The 21,878-nt window shown below is 37.2% G+C and carries 35 protein-coding genes; 33 read left to right on the top strand and 2 right to left on the bottom strand.

Annotated features, from left to right (window positions below; genetic code table 11):
• Positions 1-116 precede the first annotated feature (116 nt).
• Complete coding sequence (locus EQG61_RS10705) at positions 117-1,778, bottom strand: ShlB/FhaC/HecB family hemolysin secretion/activation protein (protein WP_129461910.1); 1,662 nt, start codon at positions 1,776-1,778, stop codon at positions 117-119.
• Between the two features lie 233 nt (positions 1,779-2,011).
• On the opposite strand from EQG61_RS10705, the gene rpsL reads away from it, so the two are divergent.
• From rpsL to carA, 33 genes are all read left to right on the top strand, one after another.
• A complete protein-coding gene (gene rpsL, locus EQG61_RS10700) occupies positions 2,012-2,392 on the top strand; it encodes a 30S ribosomal protein S12 (RefSeq protein ID WP_072781281.1) in 381 nt (126 codons plus the stop codon).
• Between the two features lie 23 nt (positions 2,393-2,415).
• Complete coding sequence (rpsG, locus tag EQG61_RS10695) at positions 2,416-2,892, top strand: 30S ribosomal protein S7 (protein ID WP_129461909.1); 477 nt, start codon at positions 2,416-2,418, stop codon at positions 2,890-2,892.
• Positions 2,893-2,902: 10 nt separating this feature from the next.
• A complete protein-coding gene (gene fusA, locus EQG61_RS10690; protein WP_129461908.1) occupies positions 2,903-5,047 on the top strand; it encodes an elongation factor G in 2,145 nt (714 codons plus the stop codon).
• 11 nt (positions 5,048-5,058) lie between these two features.
• Positions 5,059-5,364 carry a 30S ribosomal protein S10 gene (rpsJ, locus tag EQG61_RS10685; protein WP_023579610.1) on the top strand — a complete coding sequence of 102 codons (306 nt, stop codon included), beginning with the start codon at positions 5,059-5,061 and terminating at the stop codon, positions 5,362-5,364.
• Positions 5,365-5,756: 392 nt separating this feature from the next.
• Positions 5,757-6,374, top strand: a complete 618-nt coding sequence (rplC, locus tag EQG61_RS10680) for a 50S ribosomal protein L3 (protein WP_129461907.1) — start codon at positions 5,757-5,759, stop codon at positions 6,372-6,374.
• Positions 6,374-7,003: a 50S ribosomal protein L4 gene (rplD, locus tag EQG61_RS10675; RefSeq protein WP_129461906.1), complete on the top strand. Its 630-nt coding sequence runs from the start codon at positions 6,374-6,376 to the stop codon at positions 7,001-7,003. The genes rplC and rplD overlap by 1 nt, the downstream gene beginning before the upstream one ends.
• Positions 7,004-7,010: 7 nt before the next feature.
• Positions 7,011-7,301, top strand: coding sequence for a 50S ribosomal protein L23 (gene rplW / locus EQG61_RS10670; protein ID WP_129461905.1), 291 nt, complete (start codon positions 7,011-7,013; stop codon positions 7,299-7,301).
• Positions 7,302-7,308: 7 nt separating this feature from the next.
• On the top strand, positions 7,309-8,133 hold the full coding sequence (gene rplB / locus EQG61_RS10665; RefSeq protein ID WP_129461904.1) for a 50S ribosomal protein L2: 825 nt from the start codon (positions 7,309-7,311) through the stop codon (positions 8,131-8,133).
• 10 nt (positions 8,134-8,143) lie between these two features.
• A complete protein-coding gene (rpsS, locus tag EQG61_RS10660) occupies positions 8,144-8,422 on the top strand; it encodes a 30S ribosomal protein S19 (protein WP_073361315.1) in 279 nt (92 codons plus the stop codon).
• Positions 8,423-8,428: 6 nt separating this feature from the next.
• On the top strand, positions 8,429-8,839 hold the full coding sequence (gene rplV / locus EQG61_RS10655; RefSeq protein ID WP_073361313.1) for a 50S ribosomal protein L22: 411 nt from the start codon (positions 8,429-8,431) through the stop codon (positions 8,837-8,839).
• 8 nt (positions 8,840-8,847) lie between these two features.
• Positions 8,848-9,588 (top strand): 30S ribosomal protein S3, encoded by a 741-nt coding sequence (gene rpsC, locus EQG61_RS10650; protein WP_129461903.1) that lies wholly within the window; start codon positions 8,848-8,850, stop codon positions 9,586-9,588.
• Positions 9,589-9,607: 19 nt separating this feature from the next.
• A complete protein-coding gene (rplP, locus tag EQG61_RS10645) occupies positions 9,608-10,027 on the top strand; it encodes a 50S ribosomal protein L16 (RefSeq protein ID WP_129461902.1) in 420 nt (139 codons plus the stop codon).
• 15 nt (positions 10,028-10,042) lie between these two features.
• A complete protein-coding gene (rpmC, locus tag EQG61_RS10640) occupies positions 10,043-10,234 on the top strand; it encodes a 50S ribosomal protein L29 (RefSeq protein ID WP_129461901.1) in 192 nt (63 codons plus the stop codon).
• Between the two features lie 19 nt (positions 10,235-10,253).
• Entirely contained in the window at positions 10,254-10,511 is a 258-nt protein-coding gene (gene rpsQ, locus EQG61_RS10635) for a 30S ribosomal protein S17 (protein WP_129461900.1), read from the top strand.
• 2 nt (positions 10,512-10,513) lie between these two features.
• Positions 10,514-10,882 (top strand): 50S ribosomal protein L14, encoded by a 369-nt coding sequence (gene rplN / locus EQG61_RS10630; RefSeq protein ID WP_007803649.1) that lies wholly within the window; start codon positions 10,514-10,516, stop codon positions 10,880-10,882.
• Positions 10,883-10,893: 11 nt separating this feature from the next.
• Positions 10,894-11,208: a 50S ribosomal protein L24 gene (rplX, locus tag EQG61_RS10625; RefSeq protein ID WP_129461899.1), complete on the top strand. Its 315-nt coding sequence runs from the start codon at positions 10,894-10,896 to the stop codon at positions 11,206-11,208.
• Between the two features lie 2 nt (positions 11,209-11,210).
• On the top strand, positions 11,211-11,762 hold the full coding sequence (rplE, locus tag EQG61_RS10620; RefSeq protein ID WP_129461898.1) for a 50S ribosomal protein L5: 552 nt from the start codon (positions 11,211-11,213) through the stop codon (positions 11,760-11,762).
• A gap of 3 nt (positions 11,763-11,765) precedes the next feature.
• Positions 11,766-12,035, top strand: coding sequence for a 30S ribosomal protein S14 (rpsN, locus tag EQG61_RS10615; protein ID WP_073361301.1), 270 nt, complete (start codon positions 11,766-11,768; stop codon positions 12,033-12,035).
• Between the two features lie 72 nt (positions 12,036-12,107).
• On the top strand, positions 12,108-12,506 hold the full coding sequence (rpsH, locus tag EQG61_RS10610) for a 30S ribosomal protein S8 (RefSeq protein WP_129461897.1): 399 nt from the start codon (positions 12,108-12,110) through the stop codon (positions 12,504-12,506).
• 15 nt (positions 12,507-12,521) lie between these two features.
• Positions 12,522-13,064, top strand: coding sequence for a 50S ribosomal protein L6 (gene rplF / locus EQG61_RS10605; RefSeq protein ID WP_129461896.1), 543 nt, complete (start codon positions 12,522-12,524; stop codon positions 13,062-13,064).
• Positions 13,065-13,075: 11 nt separating this feature from the next.
• A complete protein-coding gene (gene rplR / locus EQG61_RS10600; protein ID WP_129461895.1) occupies positions 13,076-13,429 on the top strand; it encodes a 50S ribosomal protein L18 in 354 nt (117 codons plus the stop codon).
• A 3-nt stretch (positions 13,430-13,432) separates the two neighbouring features.
• Complete coding sequence (gene rpsE, locus EQG61_RS10595) at positions 13,433-13,954, top strand: 30S ribosomal protein S5 (RefSeq protein ID WP_129461894.1); 522 nt, start codon at positions 13,433-13,435, stop codon at positions 13,952-13,954.
• Between the two features lie 6 nt (positions 13,955-13,960).
• A complete protein-coding gene (gene rpmD / locus EQG61_RS10590; RefSeq protein ID WP_129461893.1) occupies positions 13,961-14,143 on the top strand; it encodes a 50S ribosomal protein L30 in 183 nt (60 codons plus the stop codon).
• A gap of 11 nt (positions 14,144-14,154) precedes the next feature.
• Positions 14,155-14,607: a 50S ribosomal protein L15 gene (rplO, locus tag EQG61_RS10585; RefSeq protein WP_129461892.1), complete on the top strand. Its 453-nt coding sequence runs from the start codon at positions 14,155-14,157 to the stop codon at positions 14,605-14,607.
• A gap of 12 nt (positions 14,608-14,619) precedes the next feature.
• A complete protein-coding gene (gene secY / locus EQG61_RS10580; RefSeq protein WP_129461891.1) occupies positions 14,620-15,963 on the top strand; it encodes a preprotein translocase subunit SecY in 1,344 nt (447 codons plus the stop codon).
• A 5-nt stretch (positions 15,964-15,968) separates the two neighbouring features.
• Entirely contained in the window at positions 15,969-16,184 is a 216-nt protein-coding gene (gene infA, locus EQG61_RS10575) for a translation initiation factor IF-1 (RefSeq protein ID WP_026714631.1), read from the top strand.
• Positions 16,185-16,196: 12 nt separating this feature from the next.
• On the top strand, positions 16,197-16,313 hold the full coding sequence (gene ykgO / locus EQG61_RS10570; protein ID WP_002987490.1) for a type B 50S ribosomal protein L36: 117 nt from the start codon (positions 16,197-16,199) through the stop codon (positions 16,311-16,313).
• A 2-nt stretch (positions 16,314-16,315) separates the two neighbouring features.
• The gene (gene rpsM, locus EQG61_RS10565; RefSeq protein ID WP_129461890.1) at positions 16,316-16,690 is read left to right on the top strand and encodes a 30S ribosomal protein S13; all 375 of its coding nucleotides are present in this window, start codon (positions 16,316-16,318) and stop codon (positions 16,688-16,690) included.
• A gap of 8 nt (positions 16,691-16,698) precedes the next feature.
• A complete protein-coding gene (rpsK, locus tag EQG61_RS10560) occupies positions 16,699-17,082 on the top strand; it encodes a 30S ribosomal protein S11 (protein ID WP_073361281.1) in 384 nt (127 codons plus the stop codon).
• An 83-nt stretch (positions 17,083-17,165) separates the two neighbouring features.
• Positions 17,166-17,771, top strand: a complete 606-nt coding sequence (gene rpsD, locus EQG61_RS10555) for a 30S ribosomal protein S4 (protein WP_129461889.1) — start codon at positions 17,166-17,168, stop codon at positions 17,769-17,771.
• Positions 17,772-17,792: 21 nt separating this feature from the next.
• Positions 17,793-18,785, top strand: a complete 993-nt coding sequence (locus tag EQG61_RS10550) for a DNA-directed RNA polymerase subunit alpha (protein WP_129461888.1) — start codon at positions 17,793-17,795, stop codon at positions 18,783-18,785.
• Positions 18,786-18,813: 28 nt separating this feature from the next.
• On the top strand, positions 18,814-19,323 hold the full coding sequence (rplQ, locus tag EQG61_RS10545) for a 50S ribosomal protein L17 (RefSeq protein WP_129461887.1): 510 nt from the start codon (positions 18,814-18,816) through the stop codon (positions 19,321-19,323).
• Positions 19,324-19,453: 130 nt separating this feature from the next.
• Positions 19,454-20,572, top strand: a complete 1,119-nt coding sequence (gene carA / locus EQG61_RS10540; RefSeq protein ID WP_129461886.1) for a glutamine-hydrolyzing carbamoyl-phosphate synthase small subunit — start codon at positions 19,454-19,456, stop codon at positions 20,570-20,572.
• Here the strand turns inward: carA and EQG61_RS10535 are convergent.
• A complete protein-coding gene (locus EQG61_RS10535; RefSeq protein ID WP_129461885.1) occupies positions 20,569-21,603 on the bottom strand; it encodes a hypothetical protein in 1,035 nt (344 codons plus the stop codon). The genes carA and EQG61_RS10535 overlap by 4 nt on opposite strands.
• Between the last annotated feature and the right edge of the window lie 275 nt (positions 21,604-21,878).

Here is a 21,878-nt window from a genome sequence, read left to right as displayed (position 1 = left end):
AACATTTGGGTGATTATTCGATAAAATTCATGTGTATTTAAGAGTTTTGATTGAACTTTACTATTTTGTGTTGACTGTAAATCAAATTGTTAGTGTCGTAATTAATAGGAATTCTATTAAAAAGAAGTTTTCAAGCTAATTTGTACAATAGAGTTTGATAGTTTAACAGCTTGATTGTTGGTAGAACCATTGGCATACACAAAATTGAGTAATCCGTTTTTGTTCAATAATCCAAATCCGAATCCGAGTCCGAGCAAGTTACCCGAAGTTTGCGTGGTTTTGTCTTGAAAATAGCCATAATCGATAACGCTATGTAGGTATAAATTATCGGATAGAGTGTAGCGGTATTCACTGCATAAGACAGAAAGGAAATTGGCTTGTAATGTGTTTTCATTGAATCCGCGCACTGAGTTTATTCCGCCAAAACGAAACAATTCATTGGTTAAGTAGTGTTCGCTCTGGAGAAGGAACGATTGGTTTTTTAATTGGATACTATTGCGCCGATTGAAGTAAAATTGATGTTGAATGGCGAGTTGTGCCAAGAATTGCGAATTGGTTAAAGTGCTCGTTTTTCTTTTCCCTGTTCCTATTTTGAAATTAAAAAGTGTCCGTTCTGGAAAAAGAGAAGCATCTTCTTGGTCATTTTTCACATTCCAATTCCATTGGGCAGTGAGAAAATTGTTTTTAAAATCTTTTAAGTTAGCGGTATTTGCATTTTTGATGTCACTGGATTCGGCCGATTGATACCCGAGGTAAATTCGGGAATTAAAAGAAAGGCAATACCCTAGGTCAAAATTGGTTTGGGTGTTTTGAAAGGTGCTATCTTGTTTAAAAATATTCAATTGTGCCTTTAGGGCTAAGGGCGATTTAAAAATATAGGGTTGTTCCCAAAGTAAATTGAAGGTGCGTTGGGATTGACCGTTGCTTTTCCAATACACATTAATTTTTTCTCCGTTGTTTAACGCATTGAGTAAGCTGCCATCAACATAACCGTTAAAAATGAGTTTTCCATTTTCGTTGTTGGTAAATCCGATGTAGCCGTCAAAGGTATTTGCTTTTATTTTTTCTATGTAGGTAAAAATTTGGGTGGCTTCTTTAGTAAATAGAATTTCGGGATATTTTACAGACCGAACGAATCGAAACTGATTGATTGTCTTGTGCAGTTTTTCAATTGTTTCTTGGTTTAGGGTTTTGTTGCGAAAAAGTCGTTCCAATTCTTTTTTATGGCTATCCGGAAATTTGTCATAACCATTGATGACAATTGCATTGACATTTCTTTTGGCACCGGGCTCATAGGTAAGAGTAGTGTAAAGGGTGTCTTGTTGAACTTGAAGTTGTGTCAGTTGAATTTTCGCAAAAGCATAGCCTGATTTTTCAAAGTTTTGTATGAGTTGATTTAGGTATTGCTCACTTTTGGAGAAGGGAATTATATTTTCTTTAGGTATAAAAGCAAAAGTAGTGGTAGCGGATGATTTGTACTCCTTAATATATAGTTGCCGAATGGCATTGCCGAAGTGGATATGATAGGTGTAGTTATTTGGGCTGTTTTTTTGAATGGATTGATAAAAGGCCGAGGCAAATCCGGCTTGGTGTAAAGTGGTTAAAAATTGTTGGGTGTACTTTGCTAACTCTTTTTCCGATTCAAAAGTCTTTTTATACGGAAAGTTAAGTAGGAGTTGGCGGTCGTTGGGTTCACTCCCTTCCATGTTTAATAGCCATTCTTGTCCGTTTGAAAGGAAAGAAGCAAGTGTAAATAGTAGCGCAAAGAGCTTATTCATAACATGGATTTGATGTAAAAGTAGCGGAAAAAAATAAATTTTGAGATTTTTCTCTGGTGTACAACGTTGAAAAAAAAAGAAAATTACAGGGGTTGATAGTCGGTTAACAGTCAGTAAATTAATGGTTGTAAAAAATAATTTATCAACATTTTTTTTATTGAAATTAATTAGTACATTTGCAACCCCGTAAAATGCGGGTAAAAGTAAACATAAGTAAATTTATTATTTAAATTATGCCAACAATTCAACAATTAGTAAGAACTGGAAGAGCCAAAATCACTAAGAAGAGTAAATCGGCTGCTTTGGATTCTTGTCCTCAAAGAAGAGGGGTTTGTACGCGTGTTTACACCACTACACCAAAAAAACCAAACTCTGCAATGCGTAAAGTTGCGCGTGTACGTTTGACTAATGGTAATGAGGTGAATGCATACATCCCTGGAGAAGGACACAACCTACAAGAGCACTCGATAGTATTAGTGAGAGGTGGAAGGGTAAAAGATTTACCGGGAGTTAGATACCACATTGTACGTGGTGCATTAGACACGGCTGGTGTTAACGGTCGTCTACAAAGAAGATCTAAGTACGGTGCTAAACGCCCAAAAGACAAAAAGTAATTAAGAACTTTTAATCAGAAGAAATGAGAAAAAGACAGGCCAAAAAAAGACCTCTTTTACCAGATCCAAAATTCAATGATCAATTGGTAACACGTTTTGTGAACAACTTAATGTGGGATGGTAAAAAATCAATTGCTTTCAACGTTTTTTACGCTGCTTTAGACATCGTAGAAACTAAGAAACAAGATGCAGAGAAATCTGCTTTAGAAATTTGGAAAGATGCATTAACGAATGTTATGCCACACGTTGAGGTTCGTTCTCGTCGTGTAGGTGGTGCTACCTTCCAAATCCCAATGCAAATTCGTCCAGACCGTAAAATCTCTATGGCGATGAAATGGTTAATTCTTTATGCCCGTAAAAGAAATGAGAAATCCATGGCTGCACGTTTAGCGTCTGAAATTTTAGCTGCGGCTAAAGAAGAAGGTGCTGCAGTGAAAAAGAGAATGGATACTCACAAAATGGCTGAAGCAAATAAAGCATTCTCTCACTTTAGATTTTAATATTTAAGCGATGGCAAGAGATTTAAAATACACCAGAAACATCGGTATTGCAGCGCACATTGACGCTGGAAAGACGACAACCACAGAACGTATTTTGTTCTACACCGGTAAATCACACAAAATTGGTGAGGTACACGACGGTGCAGCAACTATGGACTGGATGGCACAAGAGCAAGAGCGTGGTATTACCATTACTTCTGCAGCAACTACTTGTACTTGGAATTTCCCAACAGAACAAGGAAAGAACTTAGCAGATACGAAAGGGTATCACTTTAATATTATCGATACTCCCGGACACGTTGACTTTACCGTAGAGGTAAACCGTTCATTACGTGTATTGGACGGATTGGTTTTCTTATTTTCAGCGGTAGACGGAGTTGAGCCTCAGTCAGAAACCAACTGGAGATTAGCAGACCAGTACCGTGTTCCACGTATGGGATTCGTGAACAAAATGGACCGTCAAGGATCTAACTTCTTGGCTGTTTGTCAGCAAGTTCGCGACATGTTGAAATCAAACGCAGTAGCGATTACTTTGCCAATCGGTGAAGAAGCAGATTTCAAAGGAGTAGTTGACTTAGTGAAAAATCAAGCTATTGTATGGCATGAGGATACACAAGGAGCTACTTTTGATATCATTGATATTCCTGCTGATATGGTTGATGAAGTACGTCAGTACCGTTCAACTTTGATCGAGGCAGTGGCTGAGTACGATGAAAATCTACTTGATAAATACATGGAAGATGAAACTTCTATTACTGAAGAAGAAATTAACAATGCATTACGTGCAGCTACCATCGATATGGCGATTATCCCAATGATGTGTGGTTCTTCTTTCAAAAATAAAGGAGTTCAATTCATGTTGGATGCAGTATGTAAATACTTACCTTCTCCAGTAGATAAAGACGGTATTCAAGGTATCCACCCTGATGATGCTGATCTTCCAGAAGAAGAGCAAACAAAAATTTTACGTCGTCCTGATGTAACGGAGCCATTCGCGGCTTTGGCTTTCAAAATTGCAACCGATCCTTATGTAGGTCGTTTGGCATTCTTTAGAGCGTATTCAGGTCGTTTGGATGCAGGTTCATATATTTTGAACACGCGTTCAGGTAATAAAGAGCGTATTTCTCGTATCTACCAAATGCACGCAAACAAACAAAACCCAATCGAATATATCGAGGCAGGTGATATTGGAGCGGCAGTAGGTTTCAAGGATATCAAAACAGGTGACACTATGTGTGATGAAAAACACCCAATCATCCTTGAATCGATGAAATTCCCTGATCCAGTAATTGGTATCGCTATTGAGCCTAAAACAAAAGCGGACGTAGATAAAATGGGTATGGCTTTAGCTAAATTGGCTGAAGAAGATCCAACGTTTACTGTACGTACAGACGAGGCTTCAGGACAAACGATTATCTCGGGTATGGGTGAGTTGCACTTGGATATCTTAGTAGACCGTATGAAACGTGAGTTCAAGGTTGAAGTAAACCAAGGTGAGCCTCAGGTAGAGTACAAAGAAGCTTTCACTAAAACGGCTCAACACCGTGAAGTGTACAAGAAACAATCAGGGGGTCGTGGTAAATTCGGGGATATCGTTTTCCGTTTGGAGCCAGCCGAAGAAGGTTTTGTGGGTCTTCAGTTTGTGAACGAAGTAAAAGGGGGTAACGTACCAAAAGAGTATGTTCCTGCTGTTGAAAAAGGATTCAAAGAAGCAATGAAACAAGGGCCTTTAGCAGGTTATACTGTGGATAGCTTAAAAGTAACGTTATTGGATGGTTCATACCACCCTGTTGACTCGGATGCACTTTCATTCGAAATGGCAGCTAAGTTAGGTTACAAAGAAGTTGCGAAAGCAGCAGGTGCTGTAATCCTTGAGCCGATCATGAAAATTGAAGTGATTACTCCAGAAGAAAACATGGGGGATATCGTAGGTGACCTTAACCGTAGAAGAGGACAAGTGAACGACATGGGTGACCGTGCGGGATCTAAAGTTATCAAAGCACACGTGCCATTATCAGAAATGTTTGGTTACGTAACCACTTTGAGAACATTGTCTTCAGGTAGAGCAACTTCCACTATGGAATTCTCTCACTACGAGCAAACTCCTTCTAACATCTCTGAAGAGGTAATCAAAAAAGCAAAAGGTAACGCTTAATCTTAGAAAAAATGAGTCAAAAAATCAGAATAAAATTGAAATCTTACGATCACATGTTGGTAGACAAGTCTGCTGAGAAGATCGTAAAAACAGTGAAAAGCACAGGTGCTGTAGTAACGGGTCCAATTCCACTTCCTACACACAAGAAAATCTTCACCGTATTGCGTTCTCCTCACGTAAACAAAAAATCACGTGAGCAGTTCGAGGTTAGTTCTTACAAACGTTTATTAGACATCTATAGTTCTTCTTCAAAAACGATTGATGCTTTAATGAAGTTAGAATTGCCTAGTGGTGTTGAAGTTGAAATCAAAGTGTGATAGATCACTTCTTAAAGATAGAATGACCGGCTATTTAGTCGGTCATTTTTTTTGTATTTATCAGACAGTCTTAGCGCTTTTTTTTGAGATAAAAAAACTGATGAAAGGGTTGAGTTGCATTTTGTTGATAACTATTTTTTTAAAAAACAAGGCTATCTAATTGTTTAAATTACAGATTGTTTTTTCTCTAAAGTCTTGCTATCACTAGGTTTTAGGGATTGATTGAGTTTTTAACTAATAATCAATTCTGAGCTATAAAAAATTGTGGATTACTTGCTGAAAAATAATTACTTAGATTATTTTGATTGATGAATTCTAATCTCTATATTTGCACGCTCAAAAAAATGGCTAGTTGCCATTGCTAATAAATGTTTAATTAATTAATAAATTTTATGTCTGGGTTAATTGGAAGAAAAATCGGCATGACCAGCATCTTCGACGAGAACGGGAAAAACATTCCTTGTACTGTAATCGAAGCTGGACCATGTGTCGTTACCCAAGTCAGAACCAAAGAGGTTGACGGGTATGAAGCGTTGCAACTTGGTTTCGATGACAAAACAGAAAAACACGCAACTAAAGCGGCTGTAGGTCACTTTAAAAAAGCGGGAACTTCTGCTAAGAAAAAAGTCGTTGAATTCCAAGGTTTCGAAACAGAGTACAAACTTGGTGACAACATCACTGTTGATGTATTCAGCGAAGGAGAGTTTGTGGATGTACAGGGAGTGTCTAAAGGAAAAGGATTCCAAGGGGTTGTAAAACGTCATGGATTCGGTGGGGTAGGTCAGTCTACACACGGACAGCACAACCGTTTAAGAGCGCCAGGTTCTGTAGGTGCATCTTCGTATCCATCACGTGTTTTCAAAGGAATGCGTATGGCTGGAAGAATGGGTGGTCAAAATGTTAAAGTACAAAATCTTAGAGTTTTGAAAGTCGTAGCTGACAAAAACCTATTGGTGGTTAAAGGTGCGATTCCTGGACACAAAAACTCGTATGTAATCATTCAGAAGTAATGGAAGTAAAAGTTTTAGATATTAACGGAAAAGATACAGGCAGAAAAGTACAACTTTCTGACGCTGTATTTGGTGTTGAGCCAAACAATCATGCGGTATATCTTGATGTTAAGCAATACCTTGCTAACCAAAGACAGGGAACTCACAAAGCGAAAGAGCGTAATGAGGTTGCTGGAAGTACACGCAAAATTAAAAAACAAAAAGGTACCGGTACGGCTCGTGCAGGTAGTGCTAAATCTCCAGTTTTTGTTGGAGGGGGAACTATCTTCGGACCAAGACCAAGAAGTTATTCGTTCAAATTGAACAAAGGTTTAAAAAGATTAGCTCGTAAATCAGCATTGTCTTTGAAAGCAAAAGAGTCGAATTTGATCGTTGTTGAGGATTTCAACTTTGATGCACCAAGCACTAAAAATTTCCTTAGTGTATTGAATGCTTTAGGGTTAGAGGGTAAAAAATCCTTGTTCGTGTTGGGTGATTCAAATAAAAATGTATATTTGTCGTCACGCAATTTAAAAGCCTCTAAGGTTGTAACTTCTTCAGAATTAAGTACTTACAGCATTTTAAATGCTAATAGTTTAGTGCTTACTGAGGGTTCAGTAGAGGGAATTGTAGAAAATTTAAGTAAATAACAGAGCCATGAGTATCATAATTAAACCTATTATTACCGAAAAAGTGACCAAAGATGGTGAGCTTTTCAATCGTTTTGGTTTCGTTGTAGATAAGAAAGCCAACAAAGTTGAGATTAAGAAAGCTGTTGAGGCTGCTTATGGCGTTACCGTTGTTGAAGTAAATACGATGAATGTACGTCCTGATCGTTCTACTAAATACACAAAAAGTGGATTGATCCAAGGAAAAACTGCTTCTTATAAGAAAGCAATCGTTCAAGTACAGGAAGGTGAAACAATTGATTTTTATTCTAATATCTAATTAAACAATGTCAGTTAGAAAATTAAAACCTATTACCCCTGGCCAGCGTTTTAGAGTCGTGAATGGTTTTGACGCCATCACAACTGATAAGCCGGAGCGTTCGTTGATCGCACCGAAAAAAAGCTCAGGAGGTAGAAATAGTCAAGGAAAAATGACCATGCGTTATACAGGCGGTGGTCACAAGCAAAGATATCGTATTATCGATTTCAAAAGAACTAAGTTTGGTATCCCTGCAACCGTTAAGTCGATTGAGTACGATCCAAACAGAACAGCCTTTATCGCATTATTAGCTTATGCAGATGGAGAGAAAACCTACATCATTGCTCAAAATGGTCTTCAAGTAGGTCAGACAGTAACTTCAGGAGAAAATGCTGCTCCTGAGATCGGAAACACTTTACCGTTAAGTAAAATTCCACTTGGTACTGTAATTTCATGTATTGAATTACGTCCAGGTCAAGGAGCTATCATTGCTCGTTCTGCAGGTACTTTCGCTCAATTAATGGCGAGAGACGGTAAATATGCTACTATTAAAATGCCTTCTGGTGAAACACGTTTAATCTTGTTGACTTGTATGGCTACAATTGGAGCAGTTTCTAACTCTGACCACCAGTTGATTGTATCTGGTAAAGCAGGTAGAAGCAGATGGTTAGGTAGAAGACCAAGAACAAGACCAGTAGCGATGAACCCAGTTGATCACCCAATGGGAGGTGGTGAAGGACGTTCTTCAGGAGGTCACCCACGTTCTAGAAAAGGTCTACCAGCTAAAGGATATAGAACACGTTCTTTAGTTAATCCAAGTAACAAGTATATTGTTGAACGCAGAAAGAAATAATTAGATAGACATGGCACGTTCATTAAAGAAAGGACCTTACGTTCACTATAAATTAGAAAAGAAAGTTTTAGAAAACGCTGAGAACGGGAATAAAAATGTGGTGAAGACTTGGTCAAGAGCCTCAATGATTACCCCAGACTTCGTTGGACAAACAATCGCAGTTCACAATGGTCGCCAGTTCGTTCCAGTATATGTAACTGAGAACATGGTAGGTCATAAGTTAGGAGAATTTTCACCAACAAGATCTTTTAGAGGTCATGCTGGAGCTAAAAATAAAGGTAAAAAATAAGAAGAAATGGGAGTTCGTAAAAGAAATACAGCAGACGCAAGAAAAGAGGCGAATAAGTCTTTGGCTTTTGCTAAGTTAAATAACTGCCCTACTTCACCTAGAAAAATGCGCTTAGTAGCAGACTTGGTAAGAGGTCAGAAAGTGGAAAGAGCACTTAGTATCCTAAGATTCAGCTCAAAAGAAGCTTCAAGAAAATTGGAAAAATTGTTATTATCTGCAATCAACAACTGGGAGCAGAAAAACAGTGAAGGCAATGTAGCTGAAGCAGGCTTATTTGTAAAAGAGATCAAAGTTGACGGTGGTGTAATGTTAAAAAGATTACGTCCAGCTCCACAAGGTCGCGCACACAGAATCAGAAAACGTTCAAATCACGTAACAATCGTGTTAGGACAAGTAGATAACACACAAAGTAATTAATAAACAGTATGGGACAAAAGACAAATCCAATTGGAAATCGCCTTGGTATCATCAGAGGATGGGATTCAAACTGGTATGGTGGAAATGATTACGGCGATAAAATCGCTGAAGATTATAAAATCAGAAAGTATATCCATGCTCGTTTATCAAAAGCTAGTGTATCAAAAGTAATCATCGAGAGAACTTTGAAGCTTGTAACCGTTACTATCACTACGGCTCGTCCAGGTATCATCATTGGTAAAGGCGGTCAAGAGGTAGACAAGTTAAAAGAAGAACTTAAGAAAATTACGGACAAAGAGGTTCAAATTAACATCTTTGAAATCAAAAGACCAGAATTAGATGCCTTTTTAGTGGCTTCTAGTATTGCTCGTCAAATCGAGAGCCGTATTTCATACCGTAGAGCGATCAAGATGGCTATTGCCGCTGCAATGCGTATGAACGCGGAAGGAATCAAAGTTATGATTTCAGGTCGTTTGAATGGTGCTGAAATGGCACGTTCTGAGAATTTCAAAGAAGGACGTATTCCTCTATCCACTTTCAGAGCCGATATTGATTATGCTTTGGCAGAATCACATACTACTTACGGTAGAATGGGTATCAAAGTATGGATCATGAAAGGTGAAGTTTACGGAAAACGCGATTTATCTCCATTAGTAGGCATGGACAAAAAACAAGCTGCCGGAGGAAAAGGTGATGCGCCAAGAAATGGTAAATCAGGTAAATCGGGAGGTGCCCGTAAAAGAAAGTAATTTTTTAAACTAAAGAAAAATGTTACAGCCTAAAAGAACAAAATACCGCAAGGTACAGAAAGGTAAAATGAAAGGGGTGTCTCAAAGAGGTCACGTACTTTCTAACGGAATGTTTGGTATCAAATCTATGGATTCAGCATTTTTAACATCCCGTCAAATCGAGGCTGCTCGTATCGCTGCTACCCGTTACATGAAGCGTGAAGGACAGTTATGGATTAAGATCTTCCCGGATAAACCAATTACCAAAAAACCACTTGAAGTACGTATGGGTAAAGGTAAAGGTGCCGTTGAATACTGGGCTGCCGTTGTAAAACCAGGCAGAATCATGTTTGAAGTAGGAGGGGTGCCTCTGTCAGTAGCCAAAGAAGCTTTACGTTTAGCTGCTCAGAAACTTCCTGTGAAAACTAAGTTTGTTGTTGCAAGAGATTTCGAAGCATAATCAAGTAATTTTATTATGAAACAATCAGAAATTATCAATCTGTCTACAGCTGAGTTGCAAGCAAAACTTGGTGAATTGAAAAAGTCTTATGCTGATTTAAGAATAGCACACGCTATTTCTCCAATCCAAAACCCGCTCCAAATCCGTTCGATGAGAAGAGCAGTGGCACGATTGGCAACTGAATTAAGCAAAAGAGAGTTACAATAATTGTAATATCCGCTGAACGATGGAAAAAAGAAATTTAAGAAAAGAAAGAGTTGGTGTGGTTACTAGTAACAAAATGGCGAAATCCATTGTTGTTGCTGAAACTAAAAAAGTAAAACACCCTTTATATGGTAAGTTCGTGTTAAAAACAAAGAAATATGTTGCACACGACGAGAAAAATGACTGTAACATTGGTGATACAGTAAGAATTATGGAGACTCGTCCATTAAGTAAAACCAAATGTTGGAGATTAGTTGAAATCATTGAAAGAGCGAAGTAATCATGGTACAACAGGAAAGTAGATTAAAAGTTGCGGATAACACAGGTGCTAAAGAAGTACTAACTATCCGCGTGTTAGGAGGAACGAAACGTCGTTATGCCTCTGTTGGAGATAAAATTGTAGTTTCTATTAAAGACGCCACACCAAACGGAAACGTGAAAAAAGGTGCGGTTTCTACTGCAGTTGTTGTACGTACCAAAAAAGAAGTACGCAGAGCCGATGGTTCTTACATCAGATTTGACGATAACGCATGTGTATTGTTAAATGCTGCTGGTGAGATGAGAGGTACGCGTGTTTTTGGTCCGGTTGCCAGAGAGCTTCGTGAGAAGCAATTCATGAAAATTGTATCATTGGCACCTGAAGTGCTTTAATTCGATTGATGATGACAAAGATTAAAATTAAATCAGGAGACGTAGTAAAAGTTATCGCAGGTGACCATAAAGGTGCTGAAGGTAAAGTGGTACGTGTTATCCGTGAAGATAATAAAGCAATTGTTGAAGGTGTGAACATGGTTTCCAAACACACTAAACCAAGTGCTAAAAATCCTCAAGGCGGAATTGTTAAGAAAGAAGCTCCTATTCACATTTCTAACTTAGCTTTAGTTGATCCAAAATCAAAAGAAGCTACTAAAGTTGGATTCAAAGCTGAAGGAGATAAGAAAGTAAGATTTTCAAAAAAATCTAATCAAGTATTATAGTTATGGCATATATTCCAAGACTAAAGCAAGAATATAAGAGTCGCGTAGTCGCTGCTCTTAAAGAAGAATTCGGATACAAAAATGTAATGCAAGTTCCTAAACTTGAAAAAATTGTTGTAAGCCGTGGAGTAGGTGCAGCTGTATCTGATAAAAAATTAGTAGATCACGCTGTTGAAGAGTTAACTAAAATCACAGGTCAAAAGGCATTAGCAACTTTGTCTAAAAAAGACGTTGCTTCTTTTAAATTAAGAAAAGGAATGCCAATTGGTGCTAAAGTAACTTTACGTGGTGAAAAAATGTATGAGTTTTTAGATCGTTTGATCACTTCTGCATTACCACGTGTACGTGACTTTGGTGGAATCAAAGCTAACGGATTCGACGGTAGAGGTAATTACAATTTAGGTGTTACTGAACAAATCATTTTCCCAGAAATTGATATTGATAAAGTAAATAAAATTGCCGGAATGGATATTACTTTTGTAACATCTGCTGCTACAGATAAAGAAGCAAAATCATTATTAGCTGAATTAGGTTTACCTTTTAAAAAGAATTAAGATATGGCTAAAGAATCAATGAAAGCCCGCGAGGTTAAAAGACAAAAAACCGTTGCGAAATATGCTGAGAAAAGAAAAGCTCTTTTGGAAGCTGGCGATTATGAAGGATTGCAAAAGTTACCTAAAAATGCATCTCCTGTTCGTTTACACAACCGTTGTAAATTAACTGGACGTCCAAGAGGGTACATGCGTCAATTCGGTATTTCACGTGTAACATTCCGTGAAATGGCCAACCAAGGATTAATTCCAGGGGTGAAAAAAGCTAGTTGGTAAAAAATAGTTTAATTGGTTAAAGGTTCGCAGAACTGAGGGTTCTGCGAAAACCATAACCGCAAATAAATCAATATGTATACAGATCCAATTGCCGATTTTCTTACGAGAATTAGAAATGCAGCAAAGGCCAACCACAAAGTGGTTGAAATTCCTGCTTCTAATATGAAGAAAGAAATCACAAAAATTTTATTTGATCAAGGATATATCCTTAGTTACAAATTTGAGGACAATACCGTTCAGGGTACCATCAAGATCGCTCTTAAGTATGACAAAGACACTAAAGAGTCCGTAATTAGAGATATCCAAAGAATTAGTAAACCAGGTTTACGTAAATATGCCGGTGCTGCTAAATTACCTCGAATCTTAAACGGTTTAGGTATTGCTATTGTTTCTACATCAAAAGGTTTGATGACCGGAAAACAAGCAAGACAGCTTAATGTTGGTGGTGAAGTTATTTGTTACGTATACTAATAAAAAGGGGAAACGATGTCAAGAATAGGTAAAAGCCCAATTACAATCCCAGCGGGTGTAGAGGTAACTCTAGGCGAAGGTGTGATTACAGTAAAAGGAAAATTAGGTCAACTTACACAGGAGTTTTCGGACGTAACTGTAAAAGTTGAAGGTGATCAAATCACAGTTGAAAGATCATCTGACTACAAAGATCAAAGATCAAAACACGGTTTATACCGCGCGTTAATCAGTAACATGGTTACAGGTGTGTCAACCGGTTTTACCAATGAATTGGAACTAGTAGGGGTTGGATACAGAGCTTCTAACGCAGGTCAAAAATTAGACTTAGCTTTAGGTTACTCTCATAATATTGTTTTAGAAATTGCTCCTGAAGTAGTTGTTGAAACAATCTCTGAAAAAGGTAAAAACCCTATCGTAAAACTTACTTCTTTTGATAAACAACTTTTAGGTCAGGTAACTGCGAAAATCCGAGGATTCCGTAAGCCTGAACCATACAAAGGAAAAGGTATCAAGTTTGTAGGTGAAGTATTAAGAAGAAAAGCAGGTAAATCAGCTTAAAAATAAAGGTTATGTCATTATCAAAATCTGAAAGAAGACAAAGAATTCAGTTCAGAATCAGAAAGATTGTGAAAGGTACTGCTACCCAACCAAGACTTTCTGTATTCAGAAGTAATAAAGAAATCTATGCACAGCTCATAGACGATGTAAATGGTGTTACTTTATTAGCTGCTTCATCTAGAGATAAGGGAGTAGATTTTAAAGGTACTAACGTTGAAATCGCAGAACAAGTTGGAAAACTTGTAGGTGAAAAAGCGTTGAAAGCCGGAATCGATACGATAACTTTCGATCGTGGAGGTTATTTATACCATGGACGTGTTAAATCATTGGCAGAAGGCGCTAGAGCTGCTGGACTAAAATTCTAATTTATGTACAAGTACAAAAATATCGAACTAGTAAAACCCAGCGGACTAGAGTTGAAAGACCGTTTGGTAAGTGTTAATCGTGTAACTAAAGTTACTAAAGGAGGTAGAGCGTTTGGTTTCTCTGCTATCGTAGTAGTTGGTGACGAAAACGGCGTGGTAGGACACGGATTAGGAAAATCTAAAGATGTTTCTGAAGCGATTGCGAAAGCAGTTGAAGATGCAAAGAAAAACTTAGTTAGAATTCCTTTGAGTGGTCAATCTGTACCACACGAACAAAAAGGTAAATTTGGTGGAGCTCGCGTTTATTTAATGCCTGCTTCTCATGGTACCGGAGTAATTGCCGGTGGTGCCGTTCGTGCCGTATTAGAATCAGTAGGAATTCACGATGTATTGTCTAAGTCCCAAGGATCATCCAACCCTCATAACGTAGTAAAAGCAACTTTTGATGCTTTATTACAAATGAGAAGCGCGGCTACTGTAGCTAAGCAAAGAGGAGTATCTTTGGATAAAGTTTTTAAAGGATAATCCGCTATGGCAAAGTTATTAGTAAAACAAGTAAGAAGTCAGATCAACTGTCCTCAATCTCAAAAAAGAGGTTTAGTTGCTTTAGGTCTTCGTAGAATAGGACAAGTTGTGGAGCATGAGTCTAACCCAGCTATCCTTGGAATGATAAATAAAGTTAAACACTTAGTTTCCGTTGAGGAAGTTAAATAACACGATACGTTATGAATTTAAGTAACTTACAACCTGCTGCAGGTTCTACGCATAACCAAAACAAAAGAGTTGGTCGTGGTGAAGGTTCCGGAAAAGGAGGTACTTCTACAAGAGGTCACAAAGGAGCTAAGTCACGTTCAGGTTACTCTAAGAAAATTGGTTTTGAAGGAGGTCAGATGCCGCTTCAAAGACGTGTTCCTAAGTTTGGTTTCAAAAACATCAATAGAGTAGAATATCAAGGTGTAAATCTTGATACACTTCAAGCTTTAGTAGACAACGGACTTGTAACTGACACTGTAGATTTCACAGTTTTGGTAGAAAACCGTTTAGCTACTAAAAACGAACTTGTAAAAGTTTTAGGTAGAGGTGAATTGAAAGCAAAATTAAAAGTAACTGCACACAAATTTACTGCAACTGCAAAAGCGGCTATTGAAGCTGCTGGTGGAGAAGCGGTAACTTTATAATATTCTGACTTTATGAAGAATTTTATTGAATCAATTAAGAGTGTTTGGAGAATCGAAGAGTTGAAAAACCGAATCGTTTTCACTTTAGGTTTACTATTGGTGTATCGTTTTGGCGCTCACGTAACTCTTCCCGGTATCGACGCAAATCAATTAGCTAGTTTAGCAGGTCAAACTGATAAAGGTTTAGGTTCAATCCTAGATATGTTTACAGGTGGAGCCTTCTCAAAAGCTTCTGTATTTGCTTTGGGTATCATGCCTTACATTTCTGCTTCGATTGTAGTTCAATTAATGGGGATTGCAATTCCTTATCTTCAAAAGTTACAGAAGGATGGAGAAAGCGGGAGGAAGAAATTAAATCAGATCACCCGCTGGTTAACCATCGGTATTACCTTGTTACAAGGTCCTGGTTACATTTATAACCTATACCAAACCATTCCTTCAAGTGCCTTTTTATTAGGTTTTGATTCGTTTGCATTCTTATTTTCATCCGTTTTAATTTTAACTACAGGTACCATTTTTGCCATGTGGTTAGGAGAAAAAATTACGGATAAAGGTATTGGAAACGGGATCTCCCTGTTAATCATGGTCGGAATTTTAGCCCGATTACCTCAAGCTCTTTTCCAAGAGTTTTCATCTCGTGTGACAAACAACAACGGTGGACCAATGCTTTTGGTTTTCGAAATTGTTGTTTGGTTATTGGTAATCATTGCATGTGTACTGTTAGTAATGGCTGTTAGAAAAATTCCTGTACAATATGCTCGCAGAACTACTGCCGGTGAATTTGAACAGGATGCTACAGGTGGCAACAGACAATGGATTCCTTTAAAATTAAATGCTTCCGGAGTTATGCCAATCATCTTTGCTCAGGCAATTATGTTCATTCCTGGTGTTGTGGCAGGTTTGTCAAAATCAGATACGTCACAATCCATTGCTGGTGCTTTCAGTAACATTTTTGGTTTGTGGTATAATGTTGTTTTTGCATTACTAATCATCATTTTTACTTATTTCTATACTGCAATTACAGTTCCAACAAACAAAATGGCAGACGATTTAAAACGTAGTGGTGGATTCATTCCCGGAATTAAACCCGGAGTTGAAACTTCAGACTACCTTGATAAAATCATGTCATTAATAACTTTCCCAGGTTCGTTATTCTTAGCACTTATTGCTATTTTTCCTGCGATTGTTGTTAGTGTGGATGTACAACAATCATGGGCGATGTTTTACGGAGGTACTTCGTTGATCATCATGGTGGGTGTTGCAATTGATACGATTCAACAAATCAATACGTATTTATTGAATCAACATTATGACAGTTTGATGAAAAGTGGTAAAAATAGAAAAGCAGTAGCTTAATTTTTATGGCAAAACAATCAGCAATAGAACAAGACGGTTCCATCATTGAAGCATTATCCAATGCGATGTTCCGTGTGGAATTAGAAAACGGGCACGTAGTAATTGCTCATATCTCTGGAAAAATGCGTATGCATTACATCAAATTGTTGCCTGGCGACAAAGTGAAACTGGAAATGAGCCCTTACGATTTGTCTAAAGCAAGAATCACTTACAGATACTAAAGTTATTAAAAAATGAAAGTAAGAGCATCAGTTAAAAAAAGAAGCGCAGAATGTATCATTGTGCGTCGTAAAGGAAGATTATACGTTATTAACAAAAAGAATCCTAGATTTAAACAAAGACAAGGATAATTATGGCAAGAATAGCAGGGGTAGATATACCTAAAAATAAAAGAGGGGTAATTGCTTTAACTTACATCTACGGTGTAGGTAAAAGCAGAGCTAGCGAAATCTTAGCGAAAGCTAACGTTAGCGAAGATAAAAAAGTTCAAGAGTGGAATGACACTGAAATCGGAGCGATCCGTGATGCAGTATCTTACTACAAAATTGAAGGGGAATTACGTTCTGAAACTTCTTTGAACATCAAACGTTTAATGGACATCGGTTGTTACCGTGGTATCCGTCACAGAGCGGGTCTTCCATTACGTGGTCAAAGAACAAAAAACAACTCAAGAACTAGAAAAGGTAAGAGAAAAACTGTTGCTAACAAGAAAAAAGCAACTAAATAATAAGTAGTATGGCTAAAGCAAATACAAAAAAACGTAAAGTTATTGTTGAATCTTCTGGTGAGGCTCATATTAATGCTACTTTTAACAACATCATCATTTCTTTGACTAACAAGAAAGGTGAAGTAATCTCTTGGTCTTCTGCAGGTAAAATGGGATTCAGAGGTTCTAAAAAGAACACTCCTTATGCTGCGCAGATGGCTGCTGAAGATTGTTCAAAAGTGGCTTTGGAAGCCGGACTTAAGAAAGTAAAGGTGTATGTTAAAGGTCCAGGTAACGGTAGAGAATCTGCCATCCGTTCAATTCATAACGGTGGTATCGAAGTTACTGAAATCATTGACGTAACTCCAATGCCTCACAATGGTTGTCGTCCTCCAAAAAGACGTCGCGTATAATTTTAAAGTATAACTCGGATAGATTCCAGATTATCGGAGGATTTGACCTGAATTCATAATCTCTATCCCAAATTAAAACAAAAATGGCAAGATATACTGGTCCAAAAACAAAAATCGCTCGTAAATTCGGCGAAGCAATCTTCGGAGACGATAAAGCCTTCGAAAAAAGAAATTACCCTCCAGGACAACATGGTTTGGCTAAAAAGAGAGGTAAAAAATCAGAATACGCAGTACAATTAATGGAAAAGCAAAAAGCGAAGTACACGTACGGTATCTTAGAAAAACAATTTAGAAATCTTTACGAAAAAGCATCTGCTGCTTCTGGAGTAACGGGTGAAATCCTTTTACAATTGTGTGAAGCACGTTTAGATAACGTGGTTTACCGTATGGGTATCGCTTCTTCAAGAAGAGCCGCTAGACAAATCGTATCTCACCGTCATATTACCGTTAATGGTGAAGTGGTAAATGTCCCTTCTTACCATTTGAAACCAGGCGATAAAATTGCCGTTCGTGAGAAATCAAAATCTCTAGAATCAATTGAGCGTTCTTTAGCTAATTCATCTTCAGTTTATGAGTGGATTACTTGGAACAATGATACAAAAGAAGGAACTTTTGTTTCTGTCCCTGCCAGAATTCAAATTCCTGAAAATATCAAAGAACAATTGATCGTAGAGTTGTACAACAAATAATAACTGACACCTGTCGAAATTATGGCATTATTTAATTTTCAAAAACCAGACAAAGTAATCATGATCGATTCAACCGATTTTGAAGGTAAGTTTGAATTCAGACCTTTAGAACCCGGATATGGATTGACCGTTGGTAACGCGTTACGTCGAGTAATGTTATCAGCTTTAGAAGGTTACGCAATTACTTCTGTAAGAATCGAGGGTGTTGAGCATGAGTTTTCAACTATCTCTGGTGTTGTAGAAGACGTAACTGAAATCGTTTTGAATTTGAAACAAGTACGTTTCAAACGTCAAATCGAAGAAATTGATAACGAATCAGTAACCGTTTCTTTATCCGGTAAAGATCAGATTACTGCGGGTGACTTCCAAAAGTTCATCTCAGGTTTTCAAGTATTGAACCCTGAATTGGTAATTTGTAACCTTGATTCAAAAGTGAACTTCAACATTGAATTGACTATTGAAAAAGGTAGAGGTTACGTTCCCGCTGAAGAGAATAAAAAACAAAATGCTCCATTCGGTACGATCTACATTGATTCCATCTTTACTCCGGTAATCAATGTGAAATATGCCATCGAAAACTTCCGTGTGGAACAGAAAACTGACTACGAAAAGTTGGTATTCGAAATCAAAACCGACGGCTCTATCAATCCTAAAGATGCTCTGACTGAAGCAGCTAAAGTTTTGATCCACCACTTTATGCTTTTCTCTGACGAAAGAATCACGCTTGAAGCAGACGAAATTGCACAAACGGATACCTACGATGAAGAATCACTTCATATGAGACAGTTGCTAAAAACCAAATTGGTTGACATGGATTTATCTGTGAGAGCCTTGAACTGCTTAAAAGCAGCTGAAGTGGAAACACTTGGCGATTTGGTTTCTTTTAACAAACACGATTTGATGAAATTCCGCAACTTCGGTAAAAAATCATTAACCGAATTGGACGAATTGGTTGCTAACAAAAACCTTACGTTCGGAATGGATTTGTCAAAGTATAAATTAGATAAAGACTAGTTTCTTTATTGAATAAAAAGATTTTAAAATGAGACACGGTAAAAAAGTAAATCACTTAAGCAGACAGAGCGGACACAGAAAGTCAATGTTAGCAAATATGGCTTGTTCTCTTATTGAGCACAAACGTATTAACACTACTGTTGCTAAAGCTAAAGCTCTAAAAGTATTTGTAGAGCCTCTTATCACTAAATCAAAAGAAGATTCTACGCATAACAGACGTATCGTTTTCGCTTACTTAAGAAATAAATATGCAGTTTCTGAATTGTTCAGAGAAGTAGCTGCAAAAGTAGGTGATCGTCCAGGTGGATATACTCGTATTATTAAATTGGGTAATCGTTTGGGAGATAACGCTGATATGGCAATGATCGAGTTAGTTGATTTCAACGAACTGTACAACGGTGGTAAGAAAGAAGAGAAAAAAGCAAAAAGCCGTCGTGGTGGTAAAGCTAAAAAAGCGGAAACTGCTGCTCCAGCTGCTGAGGCTGCTCCTGAAACACCTGAAACTTCTTCTGAAGAAACTACTGAAAGTGCAGAATAATGAATTCATCACTTTAAATATAAAGGATAAGCTTTCGAGTTTATCCTTTTTTTTTGTTTATAAAGTTTTACAAAAGAATTTTTGAGTCCAAATTCTAAAACCTAATTTTGCAACCAACAACACAACATTCATGAAATATACTACACGTCCTCAGGCACTTTTATTATTGGCCGATGGAACCATTTTTTATGGCAAATCCATTGGAATCTCAGGAACTACTTTTGGTGAAGTTTGCTTCAATACCGGAATGACCGGTTACCAAGAAGTATTTACAGACCCTTCTTATTTTGGTCAAATTATGGTGACCACCAATGCACATATTGGTAATTATGGGGTGAATAATCAAGAAACGGAATCGGATCAAATTAGAATTGCTGGATTGGTGTGTAAAAATTTTAGTTTTACGCATTCTCGTCCCGATTCAGAAGGTGATTTGTTGTCGTATTTTATCCAACAAAATCGTGTAGCCATTGCCGATGTTGATACCCGAGCTTTAGTAAGCTATATTAGAGATCACGGTGCACAAAATGCGGTAATTTGTTCTGATGGCACCCCAATTGAAGAATTGAAAAAACAATTGGCTCTAATTCCAGACATGAAAGGATTGGAATTAGCTTCTAAAGTCTCTACTCAAGAAATGTATTCGTTCGGAGATGAAAAGGCGTCGTATAAAATAGCTGCACTCGATTTAGGAATCAAAAAGAATATTCTGCGCAATTTGGCAAAAAGAAATTGTTATATTCAAGTATTTCCCTACGATACTCCATTTGAAAAACTAGCTGCTATTAATCCCGATGGTTATTTTTTGTCCAATGGTCCTGGCGATCCTGACCCGTTAACGCAAGTCCAAGAGACCGCACGTCAAATGATTGCTTCAGACAAACCCGTATTCGGTATTTGTCTTGGTCACCAAATTATTGCATTAGCCAATGGAATAAGCACTTACAAAATGTTTAACGGTCACCGTGGTATCAATCATCCAGTAATGAATATTAAAACGGGTAAGGGTGAGATTACTTCTCAAAATCATGGATTTGCAGTAAATCGCGAAGAATTGGAACAACATCCCGATTTGGAAATCACTCATTATCATTTGAATGATCAAACAGTTGCCGGTATGCGAATGAAATCAAAATCTTGTTTTTCAGTGCAATACCATCCTGAAGCAAGTCCGGGACCACACGATTCATCGTATTTGTTTGACGATTTTGTAGTGGCTATGCACGAGACAAAAGCAGTAAACGTTTAATCGACATTGGTGAATTTCTCGTACAGATCTTCAAACTCGATATTGTTTTTTAAGAATTGACTGTTGGTAATGTACCAACGTTTTATCAAATCACTTTTTTTGACCTGATTTACATAAAGCGCGTCAAAAAAAGTGTTTTTTATTTCATTATAACGGCGTACTTCAGCATTGTAATCTTCTACTTTAATCGGAGTATTACTTTCCAAAAATTGCTTTTTTATTTTTTGAAAATCTTCATAAACCGTAACGTATTTTTGAAATAAAGGCAGCAGTGTTTCGTTTTGTTGAATGATATAATTGACAAATTCAATATTGGCTTCTACCATAGATTGATCCTCGTAATCGTCTTTAAGTAGGTCGGTTTTTACTAAGGATTCTTGAGCTATTCCACTCATGAAATTGATGCATTCCATAACTTTATCTGTGTCACGGTATTTCAGTAATTGGACCAATTTGTCATCCAAAACATTGATTTTGTAGAAAATTAAGTTCTGATAGGCATTGTATTCAAAAACATTACGCTTGTTAAAACTGCGAATAATGATTTTATGTTTTAAACCAAATTCTTTTTTGGCCGTTTCATAAGCCAAGATTTCAGCATAATATTTTGAAATTTCCAATTCTTTGTGCGCGAAATTTTTAAAAATTTCGGAATAGTCTAGACCACTTTGAAGTTGATAATCGTTCAGTTTTAACGATTTATTTTTCAGTAATTCTATGGTTTTGTTGTTCAAACGAATAAAGGCATCACGCAAAGTCATATCGCCATCAACACCTCTGTCATTGCGAAGTAGGTTTTCATTGATGTCCTCTAACTTTAAATAGATTCGCTCCAAAGTTGTATTTACACGGGAGTCGGGTGTAAAGTCGATAATCGATTTTGAATATTCCATTAACGACTCTTTGACAAACAATTCATTCTTGCCAAAATCATTAATATAGGCTTTGGCATTGCGGTAATTTTGAGCAAAAAGGATGGAACTGCAAAAGAGTATCCATGTAAAAACGATGATTTTTAGTAGGTTTTTCATTCCTTGAATTGTTTGATTTTGATTTGGTTGAGTAAAAATACATCATTTTTAATTAATCTACCAAATAAAATATCGATAAAAAGTTTAATTATATCGGTGTAAATGTTTAAAGAAGTTAAAAAGTAAGAAAAAACATATAAAAAATGAAACATTTTGTTTTTCCCTTCTTGCAGCTTTTTACCGTCAAATTTTAGCTAAAACGTTTGAGTTTATAAGTTTTTAATGAATTGATAAATTAGTCACTTTCGATTAATTAAATTTGTGAAATAAACAAC

Source organism: Flavobacterium stagni (assembly GCF_004122105.1).
Lineage (GTDB): Bacteria > Bacteroidota > Bacteroidia > Flavobacteriales > Flavobacteriaceae > Flavobacterium > Flavobacterium stagni.
The sequence above is the reverse complement of the archived record's forward strand: the minus strand, read 5'-3'. Positions and strand labels throughout refer to the sequence as shown.